This window comes from Salinivibrio costicola subsp. alcaliphilus, from assembly GCF_001996185.1.
GTDB classification, from domain to species: Bacteria; Pseudomonadota; Gammaproteobacteria; order Enterobacterales; family Vibrionaceae; genus Salinivibrio; species Salinivibrio costicola.
In genome coordinates, this window is the sequence record NZ_MUFR01000012.1 from 66,446 (window position 1) to 86,103 (window position 19,658).

The 19,658-nt window shown below is 50.6% G+C and carries 16 protein-coding genes and 1 tRNA gene; 13 read left to right on the plus strand and 4 right to left on the minus strand.

Going from position 1 to position 19,658, the window contains the following annotated elements; translation table 11 throughout:
• The first annotated feature begins 184 nt into the window (after positions 1 to 184).
• The 7 genes from gltB to BZJ21_RS05955 all read left to right on the plus strand — a co-directional run bounded on the left by gltB (position 185) and on the right by BZJ21_RS05955 (position 10,011).
• Complete coding sequence (gene gltB, locus BZJ21_RS05925; RefSeq protein WP_077669343.1) at positions 185 to 4,651, plus strand: glutamate synthase large subunit; 4,467 nt, start codon at positions 185 to 187, stop codon at positions 4,649 to 4,651.
• A gap of 12 nt (positions 4,652 to 4,663) precedes the next feature.
• Entirely contained in the window at positions 4,664 to 6,076 is a 1,413-nt protein-coding gene (locus BZJ21_RS05930; protein WP_077459816.1) for an FAD-dependent oxidoreductase, read from the plus strand.
• A 102-nt stretch (positions 6,077 to 6,178) separates the two neighbouring features.
• Positions 6,179 to 6,874: a 5'-methylthioadenosine/S-adenosylhomocysteine nucleosidase gene (mtnN, locus tag BZJ21_RS05935; RefSeq protein ID WP_077645828.1), complete on the plus strand. Its 696-nt coding sequence runs from the start codon at positions 6,179 to 6,181 to the stop codon at positions 6,872 to 6,874.
• Positions 6,875 to 6,887: 13 nt separating this feature from the next.
• Entirely contained in the window at positions 6,888 to 7,847 is a 960-nt protein-coding gene (locus tag BZJ21_RS05940) for a cobalamin biosynthesis family protein (protein WP_077459818.1), read from the plus strand.
• A gap of 12 nt (positions 7,848 to 7,859) precedes the next feature.
• Positions 7,860 to 8,711: a vitamin B12 ABC transporter substrate-binding protein BtuF gene (gene btuF, locus BZJ21_RS05945; protein WP_077645827.1), complete on the plus strand. Its 852-nt coding sequence runs from the start codon at positions 7,860 to 7,862 to the stop codon at positions 8,709 to 8,711.
• A gap of 20 nt (positions 8,712 to 8,731) precedes the next feature.
• On the plus strand, positions 8,732 to 9,343 hold the full coding sequence (locus BZJ21_RS05950) for a TRIC cation channel family protein (RefSeq protein WP_025744819.1): 612 nt from the start codon (positions 8,732 to 8,734) through the stop codon (positions 9,341 to 9,343).
• A 104-nt stretch (positions 9,344 to 9,447) separates the two neighbouring features.
• Complete coding sequence (locus BZJ21_RS05955; RefSeq protein WP_021022142.1) at positions 9,448 to 10,011, plus strand: flavodoxin family protein; 564 nt, start codon at positions 9,448 to 9,450, stop codon at positions 10,009 to 10,011.
• Between the two features lie 102 nt (positions 10,012 to 10,113).
• Here the strand turns inward: BZJ21_RS05955 and tyrS are convergent, their stop codons facing one another.
• Complete coding sequence (gene tyrS / locus BZJ21_RS05960; protein ID WP_077459820.1) at positions 10,114 to 11,301, minus strand: tyrosine--tRNA ligase; 1,188 nt, start codon at positions 11,299 to 11,301, stop codon at positions 10,114 to 10,116.
• 244 nt (positions 11,302 to 11,545) lie between these two features.
• On the opposite strand from tyrS, the gene BZJ21_RS05965 reads away from it, so the two are divergent.
• Positions 11,546 to 12,868, plus strand: a complete 1,323-nt coding sequence (locus BZJ21_RS05965) for a peptidoglycan DD-metalloendopeptidase family protein (RefSeq protein WP_021022144.1) — start codon at positions 11,546 to 11,548, stop codon at positions 12,866 to 12,868.
• Positions 12,869 to 12,954: 86 nt separating this feature from the next.
• Here BZJ21_RS05965 and erpA read toward each other — a convergent pair whose 3' ends face one another.
• Positions 12,955 to 13,296: an iron-sulfur cluster insertion protein ErpA gene (gene erpA, locus BZJ21_RS05970; protein WP_021022145.1), complete on the minus strand. Its 342-nt coding sequence runs from the start codon at positions 13,294 to 13,296 to the stop codon at positions 12,955 to 12,957.
• Positions 13,297 to 13,509: 213 nt separating this feature from the next.
• On the opposite strand from erpA, the gene hemL reads away from it, so the two are divergent.
• Positions 13,510 to 14,802 carry a glutamate-1-semialdehyde 2,1-aminomutase gene (hemL, locus tag BZJ21_RS05975; RefSeq protein WP_077645824.1) on the plus strand — a complete coding sequence of 431 codons (1,293 nt, stop codon included), beginning with the start codon at positions 13,510 to 13,512 and terminating at the stop codon, positions 14,800 to 14,802.
• Between the two features lie 100 nt (positions 14,803 to 14,902).
• Here hemL and glsB read toward each other — a convergent pair whose 3' ends face one another.
• Both glsB and trmB read right to left on the minus strand, forming a co-directional pair.
• Positions 14,903 to 15,823, minus strand: a complete 921-nt coding sequence (gene glsB / locus BZJ21_RS05980) for a glutaminase B (RefSeq protein ID WP_077669344.1) — start codon at positions 15,821 to 15,823, stop codon at positions 14,903 to 14,905.
• 90 nt (positions 15,824 to 15,913) lie between these two features.
• Positions 15,914 to 16,630: a tRNA (guanosine(46)-N7)-methyltransferase TrmB gene (trmB, locus tag BZJ21_RS05985; RefSeq protein ID WP_077669345.1), complete on the minus strand. Its 717-nt coding sequence runs from the start codon at positions 16,628 to 16,630 to the stop codon at positions 15,914 to 15,916.
• Positions 16,631 to 16,831: 201 nt separating this feature from the next.
• Here trmB and mutY point away from each other — a divergent pair, with 201 nt between their 5' ends.
• The 4 genes from mutY to BZJ21_RS06005 all read left to right on the plus strand — a co-directional run bounded on the left by mutY (position 16,832) and on the right by BZJ21_RS06005 (position 19,645).
• On the plus strand, positions 16,832 to 17,920 hold the full coding sequence (gene mutY, locus BZJ21_RS05990; protein WP_077669346.1) for an A/G-specific adenine glycosylase: 1,089 nt from the start codon (positions 16,832 to 16,834) through the stop codon (positions 17,918 to 17,920).
• Positions 17,917 to 18,189, plus strand: a complete 273-nt coding sequence (locus BZJ21_RS05995; protein ID WP_021024203.1) for an oxidative damage protection protein — start codon at positions 17,917 to 17,919, stop codon at positions 18,187 to 18,189. The genes mutY and BZJ21_RS05995 overlap by 4 nt, the downstream gene beginning before the upstream one ends.
• Positions 18,190 to 18,290: 101 nt before the next feature.
• Positions 18,291 to 19,433, plus strand: coding sequence for a membrane-bound lytic murein transglycosylase MltC (mltC, locus tag BZJ21_RS06000; protein WP_077669347.1), 1,143 nt, complete (start codon positions 18,291 to 18,293; stop codon positions 19,431 to 19,433).
• A gap of 136 nt (positions 19,434 to 19,569) precedes the next feature.
• Positions 19,570 to 19,645: transfer RNA gene (locus tag BZJ21_RS06005), tRNA-Phe, on the plus strand.
• Positions 19,646 to 19,658: the final 13 nt, after the last annotated feature.

Sequence of the window (19,658 nt, forward strand, 5' to 3'; positions counted from 1 at the left end):
TTATTTGATTCGGTTATTGTTTTTAAAAACAGCTAGTTAAATAACCAATAACCGACAAATCTCGTTAAAAAATCACAACATAACGGGAGCATAGTCACAAGGCTAAGCCCGCTCAGAGTGGTCAGGAGGATCACGACAATAAATGCAATCACTGCGCATCACGCAGTAGCAAGGGAGAATTGCAATGTCGCTGTACAACCCAATGCTGGAAAAAGATAACTGTGGTTTTGGCCTTATTGCCCACCAAGAGGGAGAGCCAAGCCACAAACTGGTTCGTACCGCTATCGCTGCACTTGACCGCATGACCCACCGAGGTGGTATCAACTCAGACGGTAAGACAGGCGATGGTTGTGGATTGCTGCTGCAAAAGCCAGACCGCTTTTTCCGCCTTATCGCTGAGCAAAATCAATGGAAGCTTAGCCGCCTTTACGCGGTCGGCATGATTTTTCTAAGCGCCGATCCAGCTAAAGCCCAACAAGCCAAACAACGCTTCGAGCAAGAAATCAACGCTGAAACCCTTTCAGTGGTGGGATGGCGAACGGTACCGACCAATTCTGACGTACTTGGAGACATCGCCAAACAGTCTCAACCGGTGATTGAGCAAGTCTTTATCAATGGTCCAGCCGGCTGGCGAGCTCGCGATCTCGAACGTCGCCTTTACATTGCACGTCGTCGCGCCGAAAAGGCCCTCACCGATGATGCAGATTTTTATGTGACCAGCTTGTCGACCCAAACCATTGTCTATAAAGGACTGTGTATGCCGGCAGATCTGCCGCGCTTTTACACTGATTTGGCCGATCTTCGCCTTGAGTCGTCGATTTGTTTGTTCCACCAGCGTTTTAGTACCAATACACAGCCGCGCTGGCCGCTTGCCCAGCCTTTCCGCTACCTCGCACACAATGGTGAAATCAACACCATTGAAGGGAATCGCCAGTGGGCTCGGACCCGTGCGTATAAGTTTAACTCGCCATTATTGCCAGATTTATACCAAGCGGCGCCATTTGTGAATGAATCCGGTTCAGACTCATCCAGCCTCGATAACATGATGGAAGTCTTTCTTGCCGGTGGTATGGACTTGTTCCGAGCCATGCGCCTGCTTGTGCCGCCTGCTTGGCAAAATCATCCAGATATGGATGATGAGCTCCGCGCATTCTATGATTTTAATTCGATGCATATGGAGCCTTGGGATGGCCCAGCCGGCATCGTGATGTCAGACGGTCGCTACGCGGCCTGTAATCTTGACCGAAACGGTCTGCGTCCAGCGCGTTATGTAATCACCAAAGATAAATTTATTACCTTGGCATCTGAAGTCGGCATCTGGGATTACGCACCGGATGAAGTTGAGGAAAAAGGGCGTGTCGGGCCAGGCGAGTTGCTGGTCATTGATACACGAGAAGGGAAAATTTGGCACTCGGGTGAAATCGATAATGAGCTCAAAAGCCGCCACCCCTATCGCGAATGGCTCGATCAACACGTCCGTCGCCTGACGCCTTTTGAAGATCTGGACCCACAAACCAGTGAAGGCAGCCGCAACCTGCAAGATGGTCAGCTCAAGACGTATCAAAAGCTGTTTGGCATGTCGAACGAAGAGATTGACCAGGTAGTCAAGGTCTTGGGTGATATCGGCCAAGAAGCGACCGGCTCTATGGGCGATGACACACCAATGGCGGTGCTTTCTTCGCGTCCGCGCTGTGTCAGTGACTATTTCCGGCAAAAATTTGCTCAGGTCACCAATCCACCTATCGATCCGTTACGGGAAAATCACGTGATGTCATTGGCGACCTGTATCGGTCGCGAGATGAACGTCTTTTGCGAGACCGATGGCCATGCCGAACGGGTTGCCTTTAAATCGCCCGTACTGCTGTTTTCAGATCTGATCCAGTTACTCGAGCTGGACGACACCTATTACCGCAATACGGTTCTCGATATTAACTACAACCCGAACGAGAAAGATCTTCACCAAGCGATCCTTGACCTTTGTGATCAAGCTGAGCGCTGTGTCCGCGATGGCACCGTCTTGGTCGTGCTGTCCGATCGCAGTATTCATAAAGACACGCTCCCAATCCCAGCCGCCATGGCCGTCGGTGCAGTGCAAAAACGTTTGGTCAGCAAGAACCTGCGCTGTGATGCCAACATCATCATCGAAACCGGTAGCGCTCGTGATGCCCATCAGTTTGCGGTGTTACTCGGTTTTGGCGCCACCGCGGTTTATCCCTATTTAGCCTACGAAACTTTGGCTAATTTGGTCGATATTGGTGCGGTCAACCAACCTTATCGTGACGTCATGGTTAACTTCCGTAATGGCATCAATAAAGGCCTTTACAAAATCATGTCGAAAATGGGGATCTCGACCATTGCGTCTTACCGCTGCTCGCAACTGTTTGAAGCCGTAGGTCTGCATGACGATGTCATTGAACTTTGCTTTAAAGGCGTCGCGAGTCGGATTCAAGGGGCAAATTTTGACGATTTCCAACAAGACCTCATCAACCTTGCCCGTCGCGCGTGGATTAAACGCAAACCGCTTGAGCACGGTGGCTTGCTCAAATATGTGCATGACGGTGAGTACCATGCTTATAACCCCGATGTAGTGACCAACTTGCAAAGCGCGGTCCGCTCGGGTGAAACCATGGATTACAAAACCTACGCCAACACGGTCAATGAACGTCCGGTCGCGACCTTGCGTGACTTAATGCGCTTGAAAAAAGCACAAACGCCGCTTGCACTCGAGCGCGTAGAACCCGCGACCGAGCTGTTTAAACGCTTTGATTCAGCCGCTATGTCAATTGGCGCTTTAAGTCCAGAAGCCCATGAAGCTCTCGCCATTGCCATGAACCGTCTAGGCGGTCACTCCAACTCTGGAGAAGGCGGTGAAGATCCACGTCGCTTCAATAGCGAGCGTAATTCTCGGATCAAACAAATTGCCTCGGGCCGCTTTGGCGTCACCCCGCACTACTTAACTAATGCCGACGTGCTGCAAATCAAGGTCGCGCAAGGTGCGAAACCGGGTGAAGGCGGGCAGCTGCCAGGGCATAAAGTGACCGCAGAGATCGCGAAACTACGCTTTTCCGTGCCTGGAGTCACCCTGATTTCGCCGCCGCCTCATCATGATATTTACTCAATTGAAGATTTAGCGCAGCTGATCTTCGACTTAAAACAAGTGAATCCGCAGGCACTGGTCTCGGTTAAGCTGGTCTCGGAACCAGGTGTTGGCACCATTGCCACTGGCGTCGCGAAAGCCTATGCCGATCTGATTACCATTTCGGGTTACGATGGCGGTACCGGTGCCAGCCCGCTGACATCGGTGAAGTATGCAGGTAGCCCTTGGGAGCTCGGCCTAGCCGAAACCCAGCAAGCTTTGGTGGAAAATGGCTTACGCCACAAAATTCGCCTGCAAGTTGATGGCGGCTTGAAAACCGGTCTCGACATTATTAAAGCGGCGATTTTAGGCGCAGAAAGTTTCGGCTTTGGTACCGCCCCCATGGTGGCACTCGGTTGTAAATATCTGCGAATTTGCCATCTCAACAATTGCGCGACCGGTGTGGCAACCCAGGATGAAACCTTGCGTCGCGATCACTTTAAAGGCCTCCCCGAACAGGTGATGAATTTCTTCAAAGGCCTGGGTGAAGAGGTACGCGAACTGCTCGCTGAGCTCGGGGTCGAGAAACTCACCGATCTGATTGGCCGTACCGACTTATTAGAGGCAGTTGAAGGCTTTACCGCCAAACAGTTGAAACTGGATTTAAGCCATATCCTTGAGGCGCCAACGCCTTGGCCGGGAAAAACCTTATATTGCAGTGAGCCGAATACGCCATTCGATAAAGCGGCGCTGAACCAGACTCTGCTGAGTGAACTGAGTGATGCGATTGAGGCGAATCGTAGCGCGAGTATTTACCGCTCGGTCCGTAATACCGACCGCTCAGTCGGTGCTAGCTTGTCAGGCGTCATCGCCAAACGCTATGGCAATGCCGGAATGGCAGCCAATCCGCTCGATATTCAACTGCAAGGCACCGCAGGCCAGTCTCTGGGGGTATGGAATGCCGCTGGAGTCAACATTACCCTCATCGGTGATGCCAACGATTATGTCGGTAAAGGCATGAGTGGCGGACAGATTGTCATCCGTCCACCGGTTGGATCGGCATTTGCCAGCCATGAGTCCACCATTATGGGTAACACCTGCCTGTATGGTGCAACGGGCGGCAAGCTCTTTGCTGCGGGTAAAGCAGGAGAGCGCTTTGCGGTACGCAACTCAGGCGTCCATGCCATTGTGGAAGGCGCAGGCGATAACGCATGTGAATACATGACAGGCGGTATTGTGGCAATTCTAGGGCGCACCGGTGTCAACTTTGGCGCTGGAATGACAGGCGGCTTTGCTTATGTGCTGGATGAAGAGGGCGACTTCCATGCCCATATCAATGCTGAATTGGTCGAGGCACTCTCACTGGAAGCTCTCACGATCCACCAAGAGCATTTACGTGGCTTAATTGCTCAGCATTTTGAGCTAACTGGCTCGGATCGTGCAAAACAGCTACTGGATGAGTTTGATCATTGGGTGCATCGCTTCTATTTGGTCAAACCCAAAGCGGCGGATGTGAATACTTTATTAGGCCATCAAAGTCGTAGCGCGACCGAGTTGCGCGTTCAGGCGCAATAAAAGGAGGGACCCATGAGCCAGAACATCTATCAGTTTATTGATGTCCAGCGCATTGATCCGCGCAAAAAAGCGATTGAAACGCGCAAGATTGAGTTCGTTGAGATCTATGAGCCTTTCACCGAGAAGGAAGTATCGGCCCAAGCAGATCGTTGCCTCGATTGTGGCAACCCGTATTGCGAATGGAAGTGCCCAGTACACAACTACATTCCGCAATGGCTAGAGCTTGCCAACCAAGGGCGGATTATTGAAGCGGTAGAACTGTCACATCAAACCAACAGCTTGCCAGAAGTCTGCGGCCGAGTCTGTCCGCAAGATCGTCTGTGCGAAGGTGACTGCACTCTCAACGACGATTTTGGTGCGGTGACTATCGGTAATGTCGAAAAATACATTACCGATAAAGCCTTTGAAATGGGCTGGAAGCCCGATATGTCACATGTCGAGTGGACCGATAAAAAAGTGGCCGTGATTGGCGCAGGGCCTGCTGGTCTGGCATGCGCCGATGTGTTAGTACGCAATGGCGTTAAACCCGTCGTCTTTGATCGTTATCCTGAGATCGGTGGTTTGCTTACCTTTGGCATTCCTTCCTTTAAATTAGAAAAGGATGTCATGCGTCATCGTCAGCGCGTCTTTACCGAGATGGGTGTAGAGTTCCGCCTCAACACCGAAGTCGGCAAAGATATTGAGATGCAAACCCTCGTGGATGACTACGACGCGGTATTCTTAGGTGTGGGAACCTATCAATACATGCGTGCCGGGCTCGCGAATGAAGATGCGCCCGGTGTCTTTGATGCCCTGCCCTTTTTAGTCTCCAACACCTATAAAGTGATGGATCTGGATCATGCGCCCGACTTTATCGATATGGCAGGGAAACGCGTTGTGGTCCTCGGTGGCGGGGATACGGCTATGGACTGTGTGCGTACCTCGATTCGCCAACAAGCCGCTAGCGTCACCTGTGCTTATCGCCGTGACGAAGAAAACATGCCGGGTTCACGTCGAGAAGTTAAAAATGCGCGTGAAGAGGGCGTCAACTTTATGTTCAACCTGCAACCGCTTGGCATTGAAGTGGACGATAACGGCAATGTCCGCGGCGTCACCGTAGTGAAAACCCAATTGGGTGCCCCGGATGCCGCCGGCCGCCGTCGTCCTGAGCCGATTGAAGGCAGTGAACACATACTGGAAGCTGACGCGGTGATCATGGCTTTTGGTTTTCAGCCTCATGCAATGGAATGGTTGGAACCTTACGATGTCGCACTAGACGAACGAGGACGGATTCAGGCGCCTGCCAAAGGTGAGATCTTATACCAAACCACGAATCCGCGGATCTTCGCCGGCGGGGATGCAGTACGAGGATCCGACTTAGTGGTCACGGCTATCGATGAAGGCCGTAAAGCGGCGGAGGGGATCATGGATTACCTTGAAGTTTAAACGCGTTAAGATCAACGACAGCATCAGAAGTGCCTCAAAGGAGGCACTTTTTTATTGTCTAATGTACACTAACGGCATTAACGCGCGAACAGGATTATAACCATGAAAATCGGCATTATTGGCGCAATGGAGCAAGAAGTCACTCTACTGCGCGACAAGCTAACCAGCCTAACGACGCACCATGAGGGCGGTTGCACCTTCTACTCCGGCACCTTACACGGCCATGATATTGTTTTGTTGCAGTCGGGGATTGGTAAAGTAGCGGCGGCCATTGGCACCAGCTTGTTGCTTTCACAGCACCAGCCTGATTGGGTGATCAATACCGGCTCTGCGGGTGCTTTTGAGCCCTCGCTCAATGTCGGAGACGTCGTTGTGTCTTCTCAGGTTGGTTATCACGATGCGGACGCAACCGCATTTGGCTATCAAATGGGGCAGGTGCCACAGCAGCCGGCAGTATTTGAATCGGATGAAGCCTTAATGCAATTAGCTGAGAAAGCGGTCGACGCTGAGACTCATGTGGTTCGCGGACTCATTTGTACCGCAGATACCTTCGTCCACACTGACGCACATCGTCAACATATCCACACTCACTTCCCCCAAGCCGTTGCCGCAGAAATGGAAGCGGCTGCCATTGCGCAAGTTTGTGCCCAGTTCAAAACACCTTTTGTGGTAGTACGTGCTATTTCTGACGTGGTCGCAGAAAAAGAGTCACCCATGTCTTTTGAAGAATTCTTGCCTCTGGCAGCAAAAAGCTCCTCCGCCATGGTCGAAAAAATGGTGACGATGATTAACGACTAACCCGACCACGATCATGGATGCTTTGCTTAATCCGCAACAATGGATACTGTTCGCCGCCAACCACGGAAGCTTATGGGCGCTGTGGCTGGCGGTGCTGATCCACTGGTTACTGCCGCTCTCAACCCAGCACTCTCCTTTTCAATATTGGCAGCAGTATGCCGTATTGCTGGCGAGCCAAGTCAATAAAGATAACGATCCTAAACAGCAACGCAAACTCGCGGGTGGTCTCGCCTTGGCCTTGATGTGCGGCACCTTGGCTATTTTATTGATTGCCGCTCGTGAGCTCGTCTGGTCACGTCCACTCTTTGATGGGATTTTGCTTTGGCTCGCATTAGCGTGGCGACCGATTGACCAATTTGGACACGCACTCGCGCAGGCCATTGATGAGCATGATAAAGGTACCTCGCGTGCATTACTCGCGACACAGGTAAACCGAGACACTGAGTCCTTGTCATTGATCGGCATCGGTAAAGCCGGCGCCGAAACGCTGATCCTTGGCACGGCTCGGCATGGCGCCTGTGTGATCTTTTACTATGCGCTTGCCGGTGGCGTCGGTGCCCTTTTATATACCAGTGTGGTTCATCTCCATCGCGTCTGGTCACCCAGCCGACTAGCCTATTATCCATTCGGCCTTGCAACCGCACGATTACTCAACCTGGTCGACACCATTCCAATGTCGCTGTTTGCGCTCGTGTTGGCGCTAGGGCGTACGCCATGGACGCATCTCAAAGCTTGCTGGCAACAAGGCCGTCGTTGGCGCACGCCAGGACCGGGTTGGCTACTCGCCTGTGCGGGAAGCCGCTTTCAATTATCTCTCGGTGGCCCGGCTATCTATCAAGGCACGAAAACCCTCAGAACCAAAATTGGCTACGGGGTCACCCCGGCGTGTTACCACCTATTGCTTTTGCGTTTAAAATTAAAACACAGTGTTTTAATTTGGCTTGCGTTAAGCTCTTTGCTTCTTATTCTTTAAGGACTCGGATTGATGCCTCGTTTTCGCGCCCGCCTCGTGCTGCTTTTGGTATGTAGACCTGTGTTTCTCATCTCGCTTTGGGGACTGGCTTTCAGCGCTTATGCCACGTCACCTCGAGTGATCAGTCTTGCTCCTCATGCGACTGAGCTCGCCTATGCCGCAGGACTTGGTCCTCATCTAGTCGCAGCCAGCGCCTATAGTGATTACCCAGAGCAAGCAAAGTCTCTTGAACGCGTGGCCAATTACCGCGGGATAAAGTTAGAGCGCATTATCGCCCTAAAGCCTGATTTAATTTTAGCTTGGCGTGGCGGCAATCCGCCTAAACCGCTAGAAACTCTCGCTAAGATGGGATTTGAGATTCGTTACCTTAACCCCAACCAGCTTAGCGACATTGGCCAGTTTATTCGCGAGTTAGGCCGCTACAGTAAGACGTCTGATATCGCCACACGCAACGCAAAAGCCTTTGATAAAAAGCTCGCACAGCTCAAAGCGCGTTATCAGAACGCACCATCTGTACGCTATTTTTATCTACTCAGCGATACGCCTTTAATGACCGCCAGTGATCGTGCTTGGCCGAGTCAGTTATTTCGCTTATGCGGCGGGGAAAATATTTTCGCCGAAAGCCCAGCCGCCTATCCGCAAGTGAATATGGAACAGGTGATCACTCGCTTACCACAAACGGTGTTCTACACCGGTGCGACATTGCCAGAATCTTGGCAATCGATGGCTGAATTAGTGCCCGATCACGCACAACGTTTTACCTGGCCACTGAATCCTGACTGGTTAACCCGCGCCACACCACGCGCATTGAATGCCGCAGAGCAAATTTGTACCGCCCTCGATAAAGTCCGTCACGCGCAATAGGACCTAGCATGACACAAACCATGATTCTGTATTTATTCGATTTATTTGGCACCGCCGTTTTTGCTATTTCAGGGGTGTTAGTCGCCGGTCGCTTAAGAATGGACCCCTTTGGCGTGGTGGTGTTGGCCTGTGCCACCGCCATTGGAGGAGGCACCGTCAGAGATATGGCCATGGGCGCCACACCAGCCTTTTGGATTACCGATACGCTTTATATTTGGGTGATATTAGCCACCTGCGTGGCGACCATGCTGCTGATCCGCCATCCGCGCCGTCTACCTTGGTACGTACTGCCTTGCGCGGATGCGATTGGTTTAGCGGTCTTTGTCGGCATTGGGGTGGATAAAGCCCTAAGCTATGGTGCATCGCCACTTGTCGCGGTGATCATGGGGGTCATAACGGCCTGTGGCGGTGGCATTATTCGTGATGTGCTCGCGCGGGAAGTGCCTATGGTGCTGAGAACGGAAGTGTATGCAACGGCCTGTATTGCTGGCGGCATTGTCCATACTCTTGCTATCGAAGTGAGTCCAGACACAGTCACGGCATCGCTCGCCGGTATGCTCACCACCTTACTGATCCGTTTAGCGGCCATTCGCTGGCATTTATCTTTACCGCCGTTTGCGCTCGATAAATAGTGATAGCCATTAGTGTTAAGGTGTCGTGATATATGGCAAATGGTGGTTGAAATCTAGGCAGCACACCCTAATGTCATGGAGAACAGCCTAATAAAGGAGCCTCTATGATCAGCATTGCCATCATTTATCACTCTGAAGATGAACACACGCATGCACTCGCCACCACCATCGCAGAAGGCATTCATGCCGGCGATGCCGAGCCAGTGGTGTATCGCATTACATCAGAAATGATAGAAAACGGACGCTTTATCGATGATAAGCTGTTTGAAAAACTCAAAGAGGTCGACGCGATCATCTTTGGTGCTCCCACCTACATGGGTGGGCCAAGCGCACAATTTAAAGCCTTTGCCGATGCGTCCAGCCCAAGCTGGGAAACACAAGATTGGCGAGGAAAGTACGCGGCAGGCTTTACCGTAGGCACCTACCCAGGTGGCGATCAGCCCCAGACACTGCAGTATTTCCAAACCTTAGCCAGCCAGCATGACATGCTGTGGCTAAGCCTAGGCCGTGCCAATATCGGGGTAGAAAACATTAACCCAAGTGGCACAAGCCTTGGGGTGACTGCACACACTCCAGACGATGCCCAACTTAGCGAAGCCTGCCTACAAACGGCGTTTTACCTTGGTCAACACATGGTACGTGCACTAAAAGGCGTTTGGCATACCTAGTCAGTAAATCATGAGAAAAGCCCTCGCGAATTACGCGAGGGCTTTTCGTTATCAGCTAGTCATGCCTTTATACGTTACGTAGAGTCCCCTTTTAGGGGATCTCTAGCTTAACGTCACACGCGCAAACTTACGCTTACCCACTTGATATACGGCTTCACCCGCTGCTGGCACCAGCTTAGTGTCTTCCACTTTTTCGCCGTCAATTTTCACCGCACCTTGGCGGATCATACGCAGCGCGTCTGAGGTGGAATTTACCAGTCCCGCCTCTTTTAGCAGATTACCAATCGCAATACCTTGCTCAAAGGTAAAGCTTGGCATCTCATCTGGCATCGCCCCTTTTTGGAAACGATTGATAAAAGTTTGCTCGGCCGCGTCAGCATCGGCGTCTGAATGGAAACGGGCAATGATTTCTTTCGCCAGCAAGATCTTAATATCACGAGGGTTTTTACCCGCTTGAACATCTTGCTTAAACTGAGCCACTTCCTCGAGAGGACGGAATGACAACAGCTCGTAGTAATCCCACATGAGATCGTCAGAAATCGACATGATTTTACCAAACATATCATCTGGACGTTCGCTGACGCCGATGTAGTTATGGGCCGATTTAGACATCTTTTTAACACCATCAAGCCCAACCAATAGCGGCATCGTCATCACGACTTGCGGCTTTTGTCCCGCTTGCTTTTGCAGCTCACGCCCCATTAACAAGTTAAACTTTTGGTCGGTCCCGCCCAGCTCAACGTCCGCTTCCAACGCGACTGAATCGTGGCCTTGCAAGAGTGGGTAGATAAACTCATGAATAGCTATCGCTTGGTTACTGGTATAACGCTTTTTAAAGTCATCACGCTCGAGCATACGCGCCACGGTTGAGCTCGCCGCGAGACGAATCATGCCATCCGTGCCTAATTCGCCCAGCCATTTAGAGTTAAACTCAATACGTGTTTTAGCAGGGTCTAAAATTTTATAGACCTGCTCTTTGTAGGTTTCTGCGTTTGCCAGTACCTGCTCACGTGTCAATGGCGGGCGCGTCGTGTTTTTACCACTCGGGTCACCAACCATGCCGGTATAATCGCCAATCAAAAAAATCACTTCATGGCCAAGCGCTTGAAAAGCTCGGAGCTTATTTAAGATCACTGTGTGACCGAGGTGGATATCCGGTGCAGTAGGATCCGCACCGAGCTTAATGCGAAGAGGACGATCCTCTTTCAGCTTTGCCACCAGCTCGTCTTCCGGGATTACTTCATCAACGCCACGTTTTAGTTCTGCTAGCGCGGCTTCAAGGCTCGCCATAGTCTGTTGCTCCTACCTAATAGGCAAAAATGTGATAAACGGACATATTACTCGAATAGCGACAGTTTTTGAAACCAGTTAAACTGATAGAGTGTATACAGGGTGTGCGCAGTGGCTGCCATCAAAAAATGTGTGTGGTCTTTGTGTCAGCCGTGTCAAATCTACTTCAGGGCATCATCCCCAATAAAACCGATTGGGTGTCTGACTGTCATAACTTTATTCGTAGTGATTCAACATAGTCTTCATGCCGTTAAATAAACTCGCAGCCTTACCCAAGTTACATAAACTCATTATCGGTGCATTAAGTGCATTCGTAGTCTTATTAATGTTGGTGCCTGATGGCCCAAGCACCCCGCGCCCTCAACCCAATTTTGAACCGGGTAAGCACTACCCTGTCCCTGTGGATGCCGTCTCGTTACTGCCACCACAAGATGAAATGCCCGCACAGTTTAGCCGCACTATCCATTGGTCCACCTATGAGGTGCAACCGGGTGAAAGTATGGCGTTGCTGTTTAACCGCGCGGGCCTGAGCCCAACTGATCTCTATCGCCTCGTGAATGCCGATGAGCATACCCAGCGTTTGGCGTATCTGAATCCTGGTGATGAAGTACGTTTAGGCGTTGATGACAGCGGCGAGCTGGTGCAACTGATTCAGCCACGCGGTAGCAATGAAACCCTCATCGTCAATAAGATCGATGACACCTATCAATCTCGTATTGAAACCAAACACGTTGATACCCAGATAAATTTTGCCCGAGCGACCATTCAATCGAGCTTTTGGCAAGCCGCGTCAGGCGCAGGCCTCACTCCAAACCAAATCATGCAACTGGCGGGGATTTTCGGCTGGGATGTCGATTTTGCCCTCGATATTCGTAACGGAGACAGTTTTTCCGTCTTATATGAAGAGGAGTTTGTCGAAGGTGAACACATTGGCAGCGGTAATATTCTGGCAGCCACGTTCACCAACCGTGGTGAAACCTTTACCGCCGTGCGAGCAGAGAGTGGCAAATACTACACACCAACCGGTAAAGCGATGAAAAAAGCCTTCTTGCGCTCGCCGGTGAACTTTAGATATGTCAGTTCAAACTTTAATCCACGCCGTCTGCACCCGGTGACGGGTCGGGTCAAACCGCATCGCGGCACCGATTATGTCGCACCGGTTGGTACGCCTATCAAAGCGGCTGGTGACGGTATCGTGATGAAAGCGTCTTATAATCGCTTTAACGGCAATTATGTCTTTATCCGCCATAGCTCGACATACATCACTAAGTATTTGCACTTGACCAAACGCAAAGTGAAAACCGGCCAGCGCGTCAAACAAGGCGATATCGTCGGCACGCTTGGATCAACAGGGCGTGTTACGGGGGCGCACTTACATTACGAGTTCTTGGTCAATGGTGTGCATAAGAACCCACGCACCGTCGCATTGCCAGAAGCGAAATCCCTGCAAGGTAAAGACAAGCGAGAATTCGTTCGCTTGGCTGAATCTCGTATGGCACAGTTGAGCAAATTTAACCAGCTACTGGCGACAGTAGGCAACTTAAACCATTATAACCGTGGCGGTTAAACAGGCTATTGCGACAAAAAACGGCGCTACAGGGCGCCGTTTTTGTGATGGAACGAAAAGTCGTACGTTTTATCGCAGCCGAAAAATTAGACGCTAAATGATGCGCCACAGCCACACGTGGTGGTGGCATTCGGGTTATCAATGAAAAAGCGCGATCCTTCCAGCCCCTCGGTATAGTCGACTTTCCCACCCATTAAATACTGTAAACTCATGGGGTCCACTACCAACATCACGCCGCTTTTCTCGATCTCCATATCGCCTTCATTGACGTTTTCGTCAAAGGTAAAACCATACTGGAAGCCGCTACAGCCACCACCGGTAATGTAGACGCGTAGTTTCAGGTTTGGGTTTTCTTCTTCCTGAATCAGCGTCTTTACCTTGGTCGCCGCGGCCTCAGAAAACTCTAACGGCAAAGGTGCTTCGCTCATTGTTACCTCACATGCTCTTGGTGCTTAGTAGTGGATTATCTAATACCTGAGTAAAGTGTTCAAGTATTGCGCGCTTGATCGCAATTGTGATCAGTACGTATTAATTGCCAAACTTGTTGCAATGAAATCATACTCTACCTCGCCAGTGTTCTGTATCTTTGGTTAAAATACACCGACGCAATTTAGGCGAAGCCTTACCTAACAGGATATGTCATGACCAAATCAGCACAACTTTTTCAACAAGCTAGACGCACCATTCCCGGTGGCGTGAATTCTCCCGTGCGTGCATTTGCCGGTGTCGGCGGTGACCCTGTCTTTATGGAGCGTGCTGACGGCGCGTACATCTTTGATGCCGACGGCAAAGCTTACATCGACTACGTCGGCTCGTGGGGCCCAATGATTCTCGGCCATAACCACGCCTCCATTCGAGAAGCTGTGGTTGATGCCGCCCAGCGTGGACTGAGCTTTGGTGCACCCACCGAAAGTGAAACCACTTTATCAGAACTGGTTGCTGAGCTTGTTCCATCCATGGAAATGGTGCGTATGGTGAACTCTGGCACCGAAGCGACCATGAGTGCCATTCGTCTCGCGCGCGGCTATAGCAAACGCGATAAGTTCATCAAATTTGAAGGCAACTATCATGGCCATGGTGACTGCTTACTCGTGAAAGCAGGCTCAGGCGCACTCACGCTCGGCGAGCCAAACTCCCCCGGGGTACCGGCAGATTTTGCCAAACACACGCTGACCTGCACCTATAACGATCTAGACTCGGTACGCCAAACGTTCGAGACTTACCCTGACGAGGTGGCTTGTATTATTGTCGAGCCAGTGTCCGGTAACATGAACTGTGTGCCACCACAGCCAGGTTTCTTACAAGGTTTACGCGCGCTATGCGATGAATTTGGTGCCCTGCTAATTTTTGATGAGGTGATGACGGGCTTTCGCGTGGCACTTGGCGGCGCACAAGCCTATTACGACGTCAAACCTGATTTGACTACCCTAGGTAAAATCGTCGGTGGTGGCATGCCTGTAGGTGCATTTGGTGGTCGTCGCGATGTGATGGAATACTTAGCACCGACCGGTCCGGTTTATCAGGCGGGCACCTTGGCCGGTAACCCGGTCGCCATGGCAGCTGGCTTCGCGTGTCTTAGTGAACTACGTCAACCAGGCAATCATGATTACCTCAATAGTGTCACCAAACAACTTGCTGATGGCTTTAAAGCCTTGGCCGACAAACACGGTATTCCATTAGCGACCAACCGAGCCGGTGCAATGTTTGGTTTTTTCTTTACGGACCAAGACACAGTCACTTGCTTCAAAGACGTGCAGCAGTGCGATACTGAGCGCTTTAAGCGTTTCTTCCACTTAATGCTCGAGCAAGGTATCTATCTCGCACCGTCTGCGTTTGAAGCCTGCTTTACCTGCTTGGCGCACGGCCAAAAGGAAATTGATGCGACACTGGCAGCTGCTGACCACGCCTTCGCTACGCTCGCGGCACAAGGCTAACCAAGGGCGTATAGCCCAGTCATAGCGGTTGCGCCTAATAACAAAAAGCCCCGCTCATCGTGCATGCGGGGCTTTTTATTCACCGGTATCGGGGCTAGGATCAGAAAATAGACCGCCCAATCCGAGCAGATAACAGCTCTAAAGCGGCGGTGCCTGCTAACGAGTTACCCGATGGATCCAGTTCTGGCGACCAAACGGCAATCGACATTTCGCCTGGCACAATTGCAATAATCCCACCACCAACGCCAGACTTGCCAGGCATACCAACACGGTAGGCAAACTCACCCGCACCATCATACAAGCCACACGTCGCTAAGAGCGCATTCATTTGCTTGCTTTGCGTCGGCGTTAAAATCCGCGTTTTTCCCGATAAAGGCGTTCCTTGATTCGCCAGGTAGAAAAAGGCTTTGGCCAAATCAACACAACTCATTTCTAATGCACAATAGTGGAAATAATTAGTTAAAACCGGCACCACCTCATTGTCAAAATTGCCAAACGCACGCATCAGATAAGCAATTGCCGCATTGCGATCACTGTGCTGCATTTCTGAATCCGCAACCACCTTGTCATAACAAAGATGGGGGTTGTCCGCTAACTGACGCACAAACTCTAACATCCGCTGGCGAGGGGCTGATTGACGCGTATGCAGCATATCACTGACGACTAAGGCGCCAGCGTTGATAAACGGATTACGCGGGATCCCCTGCTCCATCTCAAGCTGGATTAATGAGTTAAAAGCCTGACCAGAGGGCTCTTTACCAACCCGTGTCCATATTTCTTCCGCGCGATAATTTTGCATTGCCAATGTCAGGCTTAACGCTTTAGAAATCGACTGGATAGAAAAGGCTTCGTCCGCGTCACCGGCGGTGATCAGGTCGCCATCGTTGTAGCAAACCGCAATACCGAGTTTATGATTCGGCACATCCGCAAGGGCTGGAATGTAATCAGCCACCTTACCGCGACCCATTAAAGGACGGACATCCTCCAGGATTTGCGCTAACAGTTGAGAGCTTGGTTTCACCAACAGGATCCTTTTACAACAGGGGACAAAAAAGCCAACCTGAGGTTGGCTTTCCGCTTTCACTTATCTGCGCCGTCGCGCCTTAGCACATTAGGCTGTGCGTGTGTATTTGATATCCCATACACCATGACCCAGGCGCTGCCCGCGCTGCTCAAATTTAGTCAGCGGGCGCTCTTCAGGACGAGGAACATAATAGCCCTCTTTTGCGGTATTTTGATAGTGAGGCGCCGCTTCCATCACTTCGATCATGTGCTCAGCATAGTTTTCCCAGTCCGTCGCCATGTGGAATACGCCACCCATTTTTAACTTGTCTCTTACCATTTCAGCGAACGGTAACTGCACAATACGGCGTTTGTGGTGACGTTTTTTATGCCATGGGTCAGGGAAGAAAAGTTGCACCGTGTCCAAACTTTCTTTCGGCAACATTTGCTCAAACACTTCGACCGCATCGTGGCACATCACACGCAGATTGGTGACACCGGCTTCACGCGCTGCCATTAAACAGGCGCCCACACCAGGGGTATGCACTTCAATGCCCACAAAGTTCTTCTCAGGGGCATTTTTTGCCATTTCAACCAAAGAGGCGCCCATGCCAAAACCGATTTCTAATACCACAGGATTATCATTACCAAACACCTGCTGCCAATCAAGCTCGGTGGCGTCAAAGTCAATCCCCATGGTCGGCCAGGATTCGTTTAGCGCTTGCTCTTGCCCTTTCGTTAAACGGCCTTCGCGACGCACAAAACTGCGTACTTTACGAATAACTTTGCCATCCTCGGTGAGTTCGGTTTTAGTGACTTCAGTCATGATTGGGTGCCTGTGATGCAGTAGTAATGATGCCGGTAGCCGTCACCATCGATTGTTGGAAATCTAAACGGACTGCGCATTATGCAAAGTTTTTGCGATAGCGCAAGGTGGACGCGCTGATCCTATTAGTACGCCCTGCCGTTAGTGTACCCTGTGGCCTGCCTTTGTGCACGTGTGAGCAAAACAATAAGAGAGAACACAGTGAGTCAATCATTTTCCGATGCCATCTTAAACTGGTATGAGCAATATGGCCGTAAAACCTTACCTTGGCAGCAAAACAAAACGCCATATAAAGTCTGGCTCAGTGAGATTATGCTGCAACAGACCCAAGTAAGCACAGTAATCCCTTATTTTGAACGGTTTATGGCACGGTTTCCGACCGTTATCGACTTAGCGAATGCCGATCAGGATGAAGTTCTTCATTTATGGACGGGGTTAGGATATTACGCCCGTGCCCGCAACCTTCACAAAGCGGCACAAGTGATTGCCAACCACCATGATGGCGTATTTCCTACCACGCTCGATGAGGTCATGGCGCTCCCAGGTGTCGGCCGCTCAACCGCCGGCGCCGTGCTTTCTTTGTCGCTCAGTCAACCGCACCCCATTTTAGACGGCAACGTCAAACGCACCTTAGCGCGCTGTTTTGCCGTCGAAGGTTGGCCGGGTAAAAAGCCGGTAGAAAACAAGTTATGGGAGATTGCCGAAACACTCACGCCCACCACAGATACCGACAAGTACAACCAAGCCATGATGGATATGGGCGCGATGGTTTGTACACGAAGCAAGCCTAAATGTGATCTTTGCCCTGTTGCCGACCGCTGCGAGGCACGCGCACAAGGTCGGCAAATGGATTTTCCTGGCAAAAAACCGAAAAAAACCTTACCGGTCAAACAAACCAGTTTTTTGCTGATCCAGCATCAAGATGAAATCTGGTTAGAGCAACGACCACCAAGCGGCCTTTGGGGCGGGTTATGGTGCTTGCCTGAAGCGGTTGAGCACACGCTCGAGGCCGATATTGCCGATAAGCTACATAATATCAAACCGGTCAAAACTGAGGTCTTAACCGCGTTTAGACATACCTTCAGTCACTTTCACTTAGATATTGTACCGATTAAAGTCTCGGTGGCTGAGCGACCGCAAATCATCATGGAAGCCAACCAAGGGCTTTGGTATAACTTATCACAACCTGCAAAAGTAGGATTAGCGGCCCCAGTGAAAAAGCTGTTAACCTTGCTTGAACATGAGCGCCAACAATCTCTAACCGGCGATGACAAGGAGCCTAGATTATGAGCCGTACCGTATTTTGCCAACGTCTCCAAAAAGAAGCCGATGGACTCGATTTTCAACTCTACCCGGGAGAGTTGGGCAAACGCATTTATGACAATATTTGCAAAGAAGCCTGGGCGGAATGGCAAAAGAAGCAAACCATGCTTATCAATGAAAAGAAGCTCAATATGATGGATCCTGAACATCGTAAGATCATTGAACAAGAAATGGTCAACTTTTTGTTTGAAGGAAAAGACGTGCAAATCGATGGCTATGTGCCACCCGAAGCGTAAATTCCGTGGTGTCGCCCACAGCTAGGCGGCTTGACCACAGCAACGCACCCGCATTGTGTTACGCTCAATGCGGGTGTTTTTTTATCCTAATACAATCAAAAATGACGCGAATACTCTGTTTGTTAGTGTGCTGTTATGGCGCGTTGCTCTCCGGCTGCAGCCGAGAGAGCGTCGAAAAATATGTGGGCGTGGATTACCAAACGACTAACCGGTTTGCGAAAAATCTAGCGCCTATTCCAGGGCAATTCGAAAAAGATATCGACGCCCTGAATCAGCTTATCAGCCAATTTACTGGCAAAATCGAAGTCCGCTGGGGCGAAGATCAAGTCTTTGTTTCCGGAAAACGTGACTACGTCAAATACACGGATAATTACAAAAGTCGCGCACGAATCGACTTTGAACGCGGTGTGATCCAAGTGGAAACCGTCGCAACTGACGATCCGAAAGATCACCTCAGACAAGCCATTGTCACCACCCTATTAACCCCGCGCGATCCTGCTTCTGTGGATCTTTACTCTGCAGCAAAAGTTCCGCTGACGGGACGCCCATTTCTCGAAGGGCAAGTGGTTGATCACGAAGGTAAAGCCATCACCTGGCAATGGCGCGCCAATCGCTTTGCTGACTATCTTATTGACCGGCGGCTAAAGAAAAAACAGGTCCGTTTTCAAAACATGTATTTTGTCACTATTCCTATGGTGACGGATCACGCCGCACAACGCAGCTATCAATATGCGGATATTGTCCGTCGTGCCTCTGAACGTTACGGCATCTCTGAAAAGCTGATTTATGCCATTATTAAAACCGAGAGTAGCTTTAACCCGTATGCTGTGAGCTGGGCCAACGCCTATGGATTGATGCAAGTGGTCCCGAAAACGGCGGGACGCGATGTATTCAAACTGGTAAAAAAACGTCGTGGCCAGCCCACACCTGAGTACCTTTTTGATCCAGAAAAGAACATTGATATGGGAACCGCCTATTTCTATATTCTCAAAAATCGCTATCTCAAAGCGGTGCGAGACCCACTTTCTTTGCACTACAGTATGATTTCCGCTTATAACGGCGGCACCGGTAATGTGCTACTGACCTTTGATAATAACCGCGAGCGTGCAATGCAATACCTGAACCGTTTAAAACCTAACCAAGTCTACTGGGCGCTAACCCATCGCCACCCCTCTTCGGAGTCAAGACGCTACTTACAAAAGGTCACACGCTATCAAAAAGACTTCGCGCAACTTCCCCAGTAAACCGCGATAAGGGTCGAATTTTTGCGTGTTTTTATCGCACTTCGCTGTCTTTTTATCCAAACAATGCGATATCCGGACTTTTTTCAAAAAAACAGTTGACGGTGAGACCGAAAATCCGTTTAATAACGCCCCGTTAGCCCGGATAGCTCAGTCGGTAGAGCAGGGGATTGAAAATCCCCGTGTCGGTGGTTCGATTCCGCCTCCGGGCACCATATTAGAAATAGC

What these genes read in the sequence shown, in the direction of transcription:
- gltB (WP_077669343.1), top strand. Translation starts at nt 185, where the DNA reads ATGTCGCTGTACAACCCAATGCTGGAAAAAGATAACTGTGGTTTTGGC.
- BZJ21_RS05930 (WP_077459816.1), top strand. Translation starts at nt 4,664, where the DNA reads ATGAGCCAGAACATCTATCAGTTTATTGATGTCCAGCGCATTGATCCG.
- mtnN (WP_077645828.1), top strand. Translation starts at nt 6,179, where the DNA reads ATGAAAATCGGCATTATTGGCGCAATGGAGCAAGAAGTCACTCTACTG.
- BZJ21_RS05940 (WP_077459818.1), top strand. Translation starts at nt 6,888, where the DNA reads ATGGATGCTTTGCTTAATCCGCAACAATGGATACTGTTCGCCGCCAAC.
- btuF (WP_077645827.1), top strand. Translation starts at nt 7,860, where the DNA reads ATGCCTCGTTTTCGCGCCCGCCTCGTGCTGCTTTTGGTATGTAGACCT.
- BZJ21_RS05950 (WP_025744819.1), top strand. Translation starts at nt 8,732, where the DNA reads ATGATTCTGTATTTATTCGATTTATTTGGCACCGCCGTTTTTGCTATT.
- BZJ21_RS05955 (WP_021022142.1), top strand. Translation starts at nt 9,448, where the DNA reads ATGATCAGCATTGCCATCATTTATCACTCTGAAGATGAACACACGCAT.
- tyrS (WP_077459820.1), bottom strand. Translation starts at nt 11,301, where the DNA reads ATGGCGAGCCTTGAAGCCGCGCTAGCAGAACTAAAACGTGGCGTTGAT.
- BZJ21_RS05965 (WP_021022144.1), top strand. Translation starts at nt 11,546, where the DNA reads ATGCCGTTAAATAAACTCGCAGCCTTACCCAAGTTACATAAACTCATT.
- erpA (WP_021022145.1), bottom strand. Translation starts at nt 13,296, where the DNA reads ATGAGCGAAGCACCTTTGCCGTTAGAGTTTTCTGAGGCCGCGGCGACC.
- hemL (WP_077645824.1), top strand. Translation starts at nt 13,510, where the DNA reads ATGACCAAATCAGCACAACTTTTTCAACAAGCTAGACGCACCATTCCC.
- trmB (WP_077669345.1), bottom strand. Translation starts at nt 16,630, where the DNA reads ATGACTGAAGTCACTAAAACCGAACTCACCGAGGATGGCAAAGTTATT.
- BZJ21_RS05995 (WP_021024203.1), top strand. Translation starts at nt 17,917, where the DNA reads ATGAGCCGTACCGTATTTTGCCAACGTCTCCAAAAAGAAGCCGATGGA.
- mltC (WP_077669347.1), top strand. Translation starts at nt 18,291, where the DNA reads ATGACGCGAATACTCTGTTTGTTAGTGTGCTGTTATGGCGCGTTGCTC.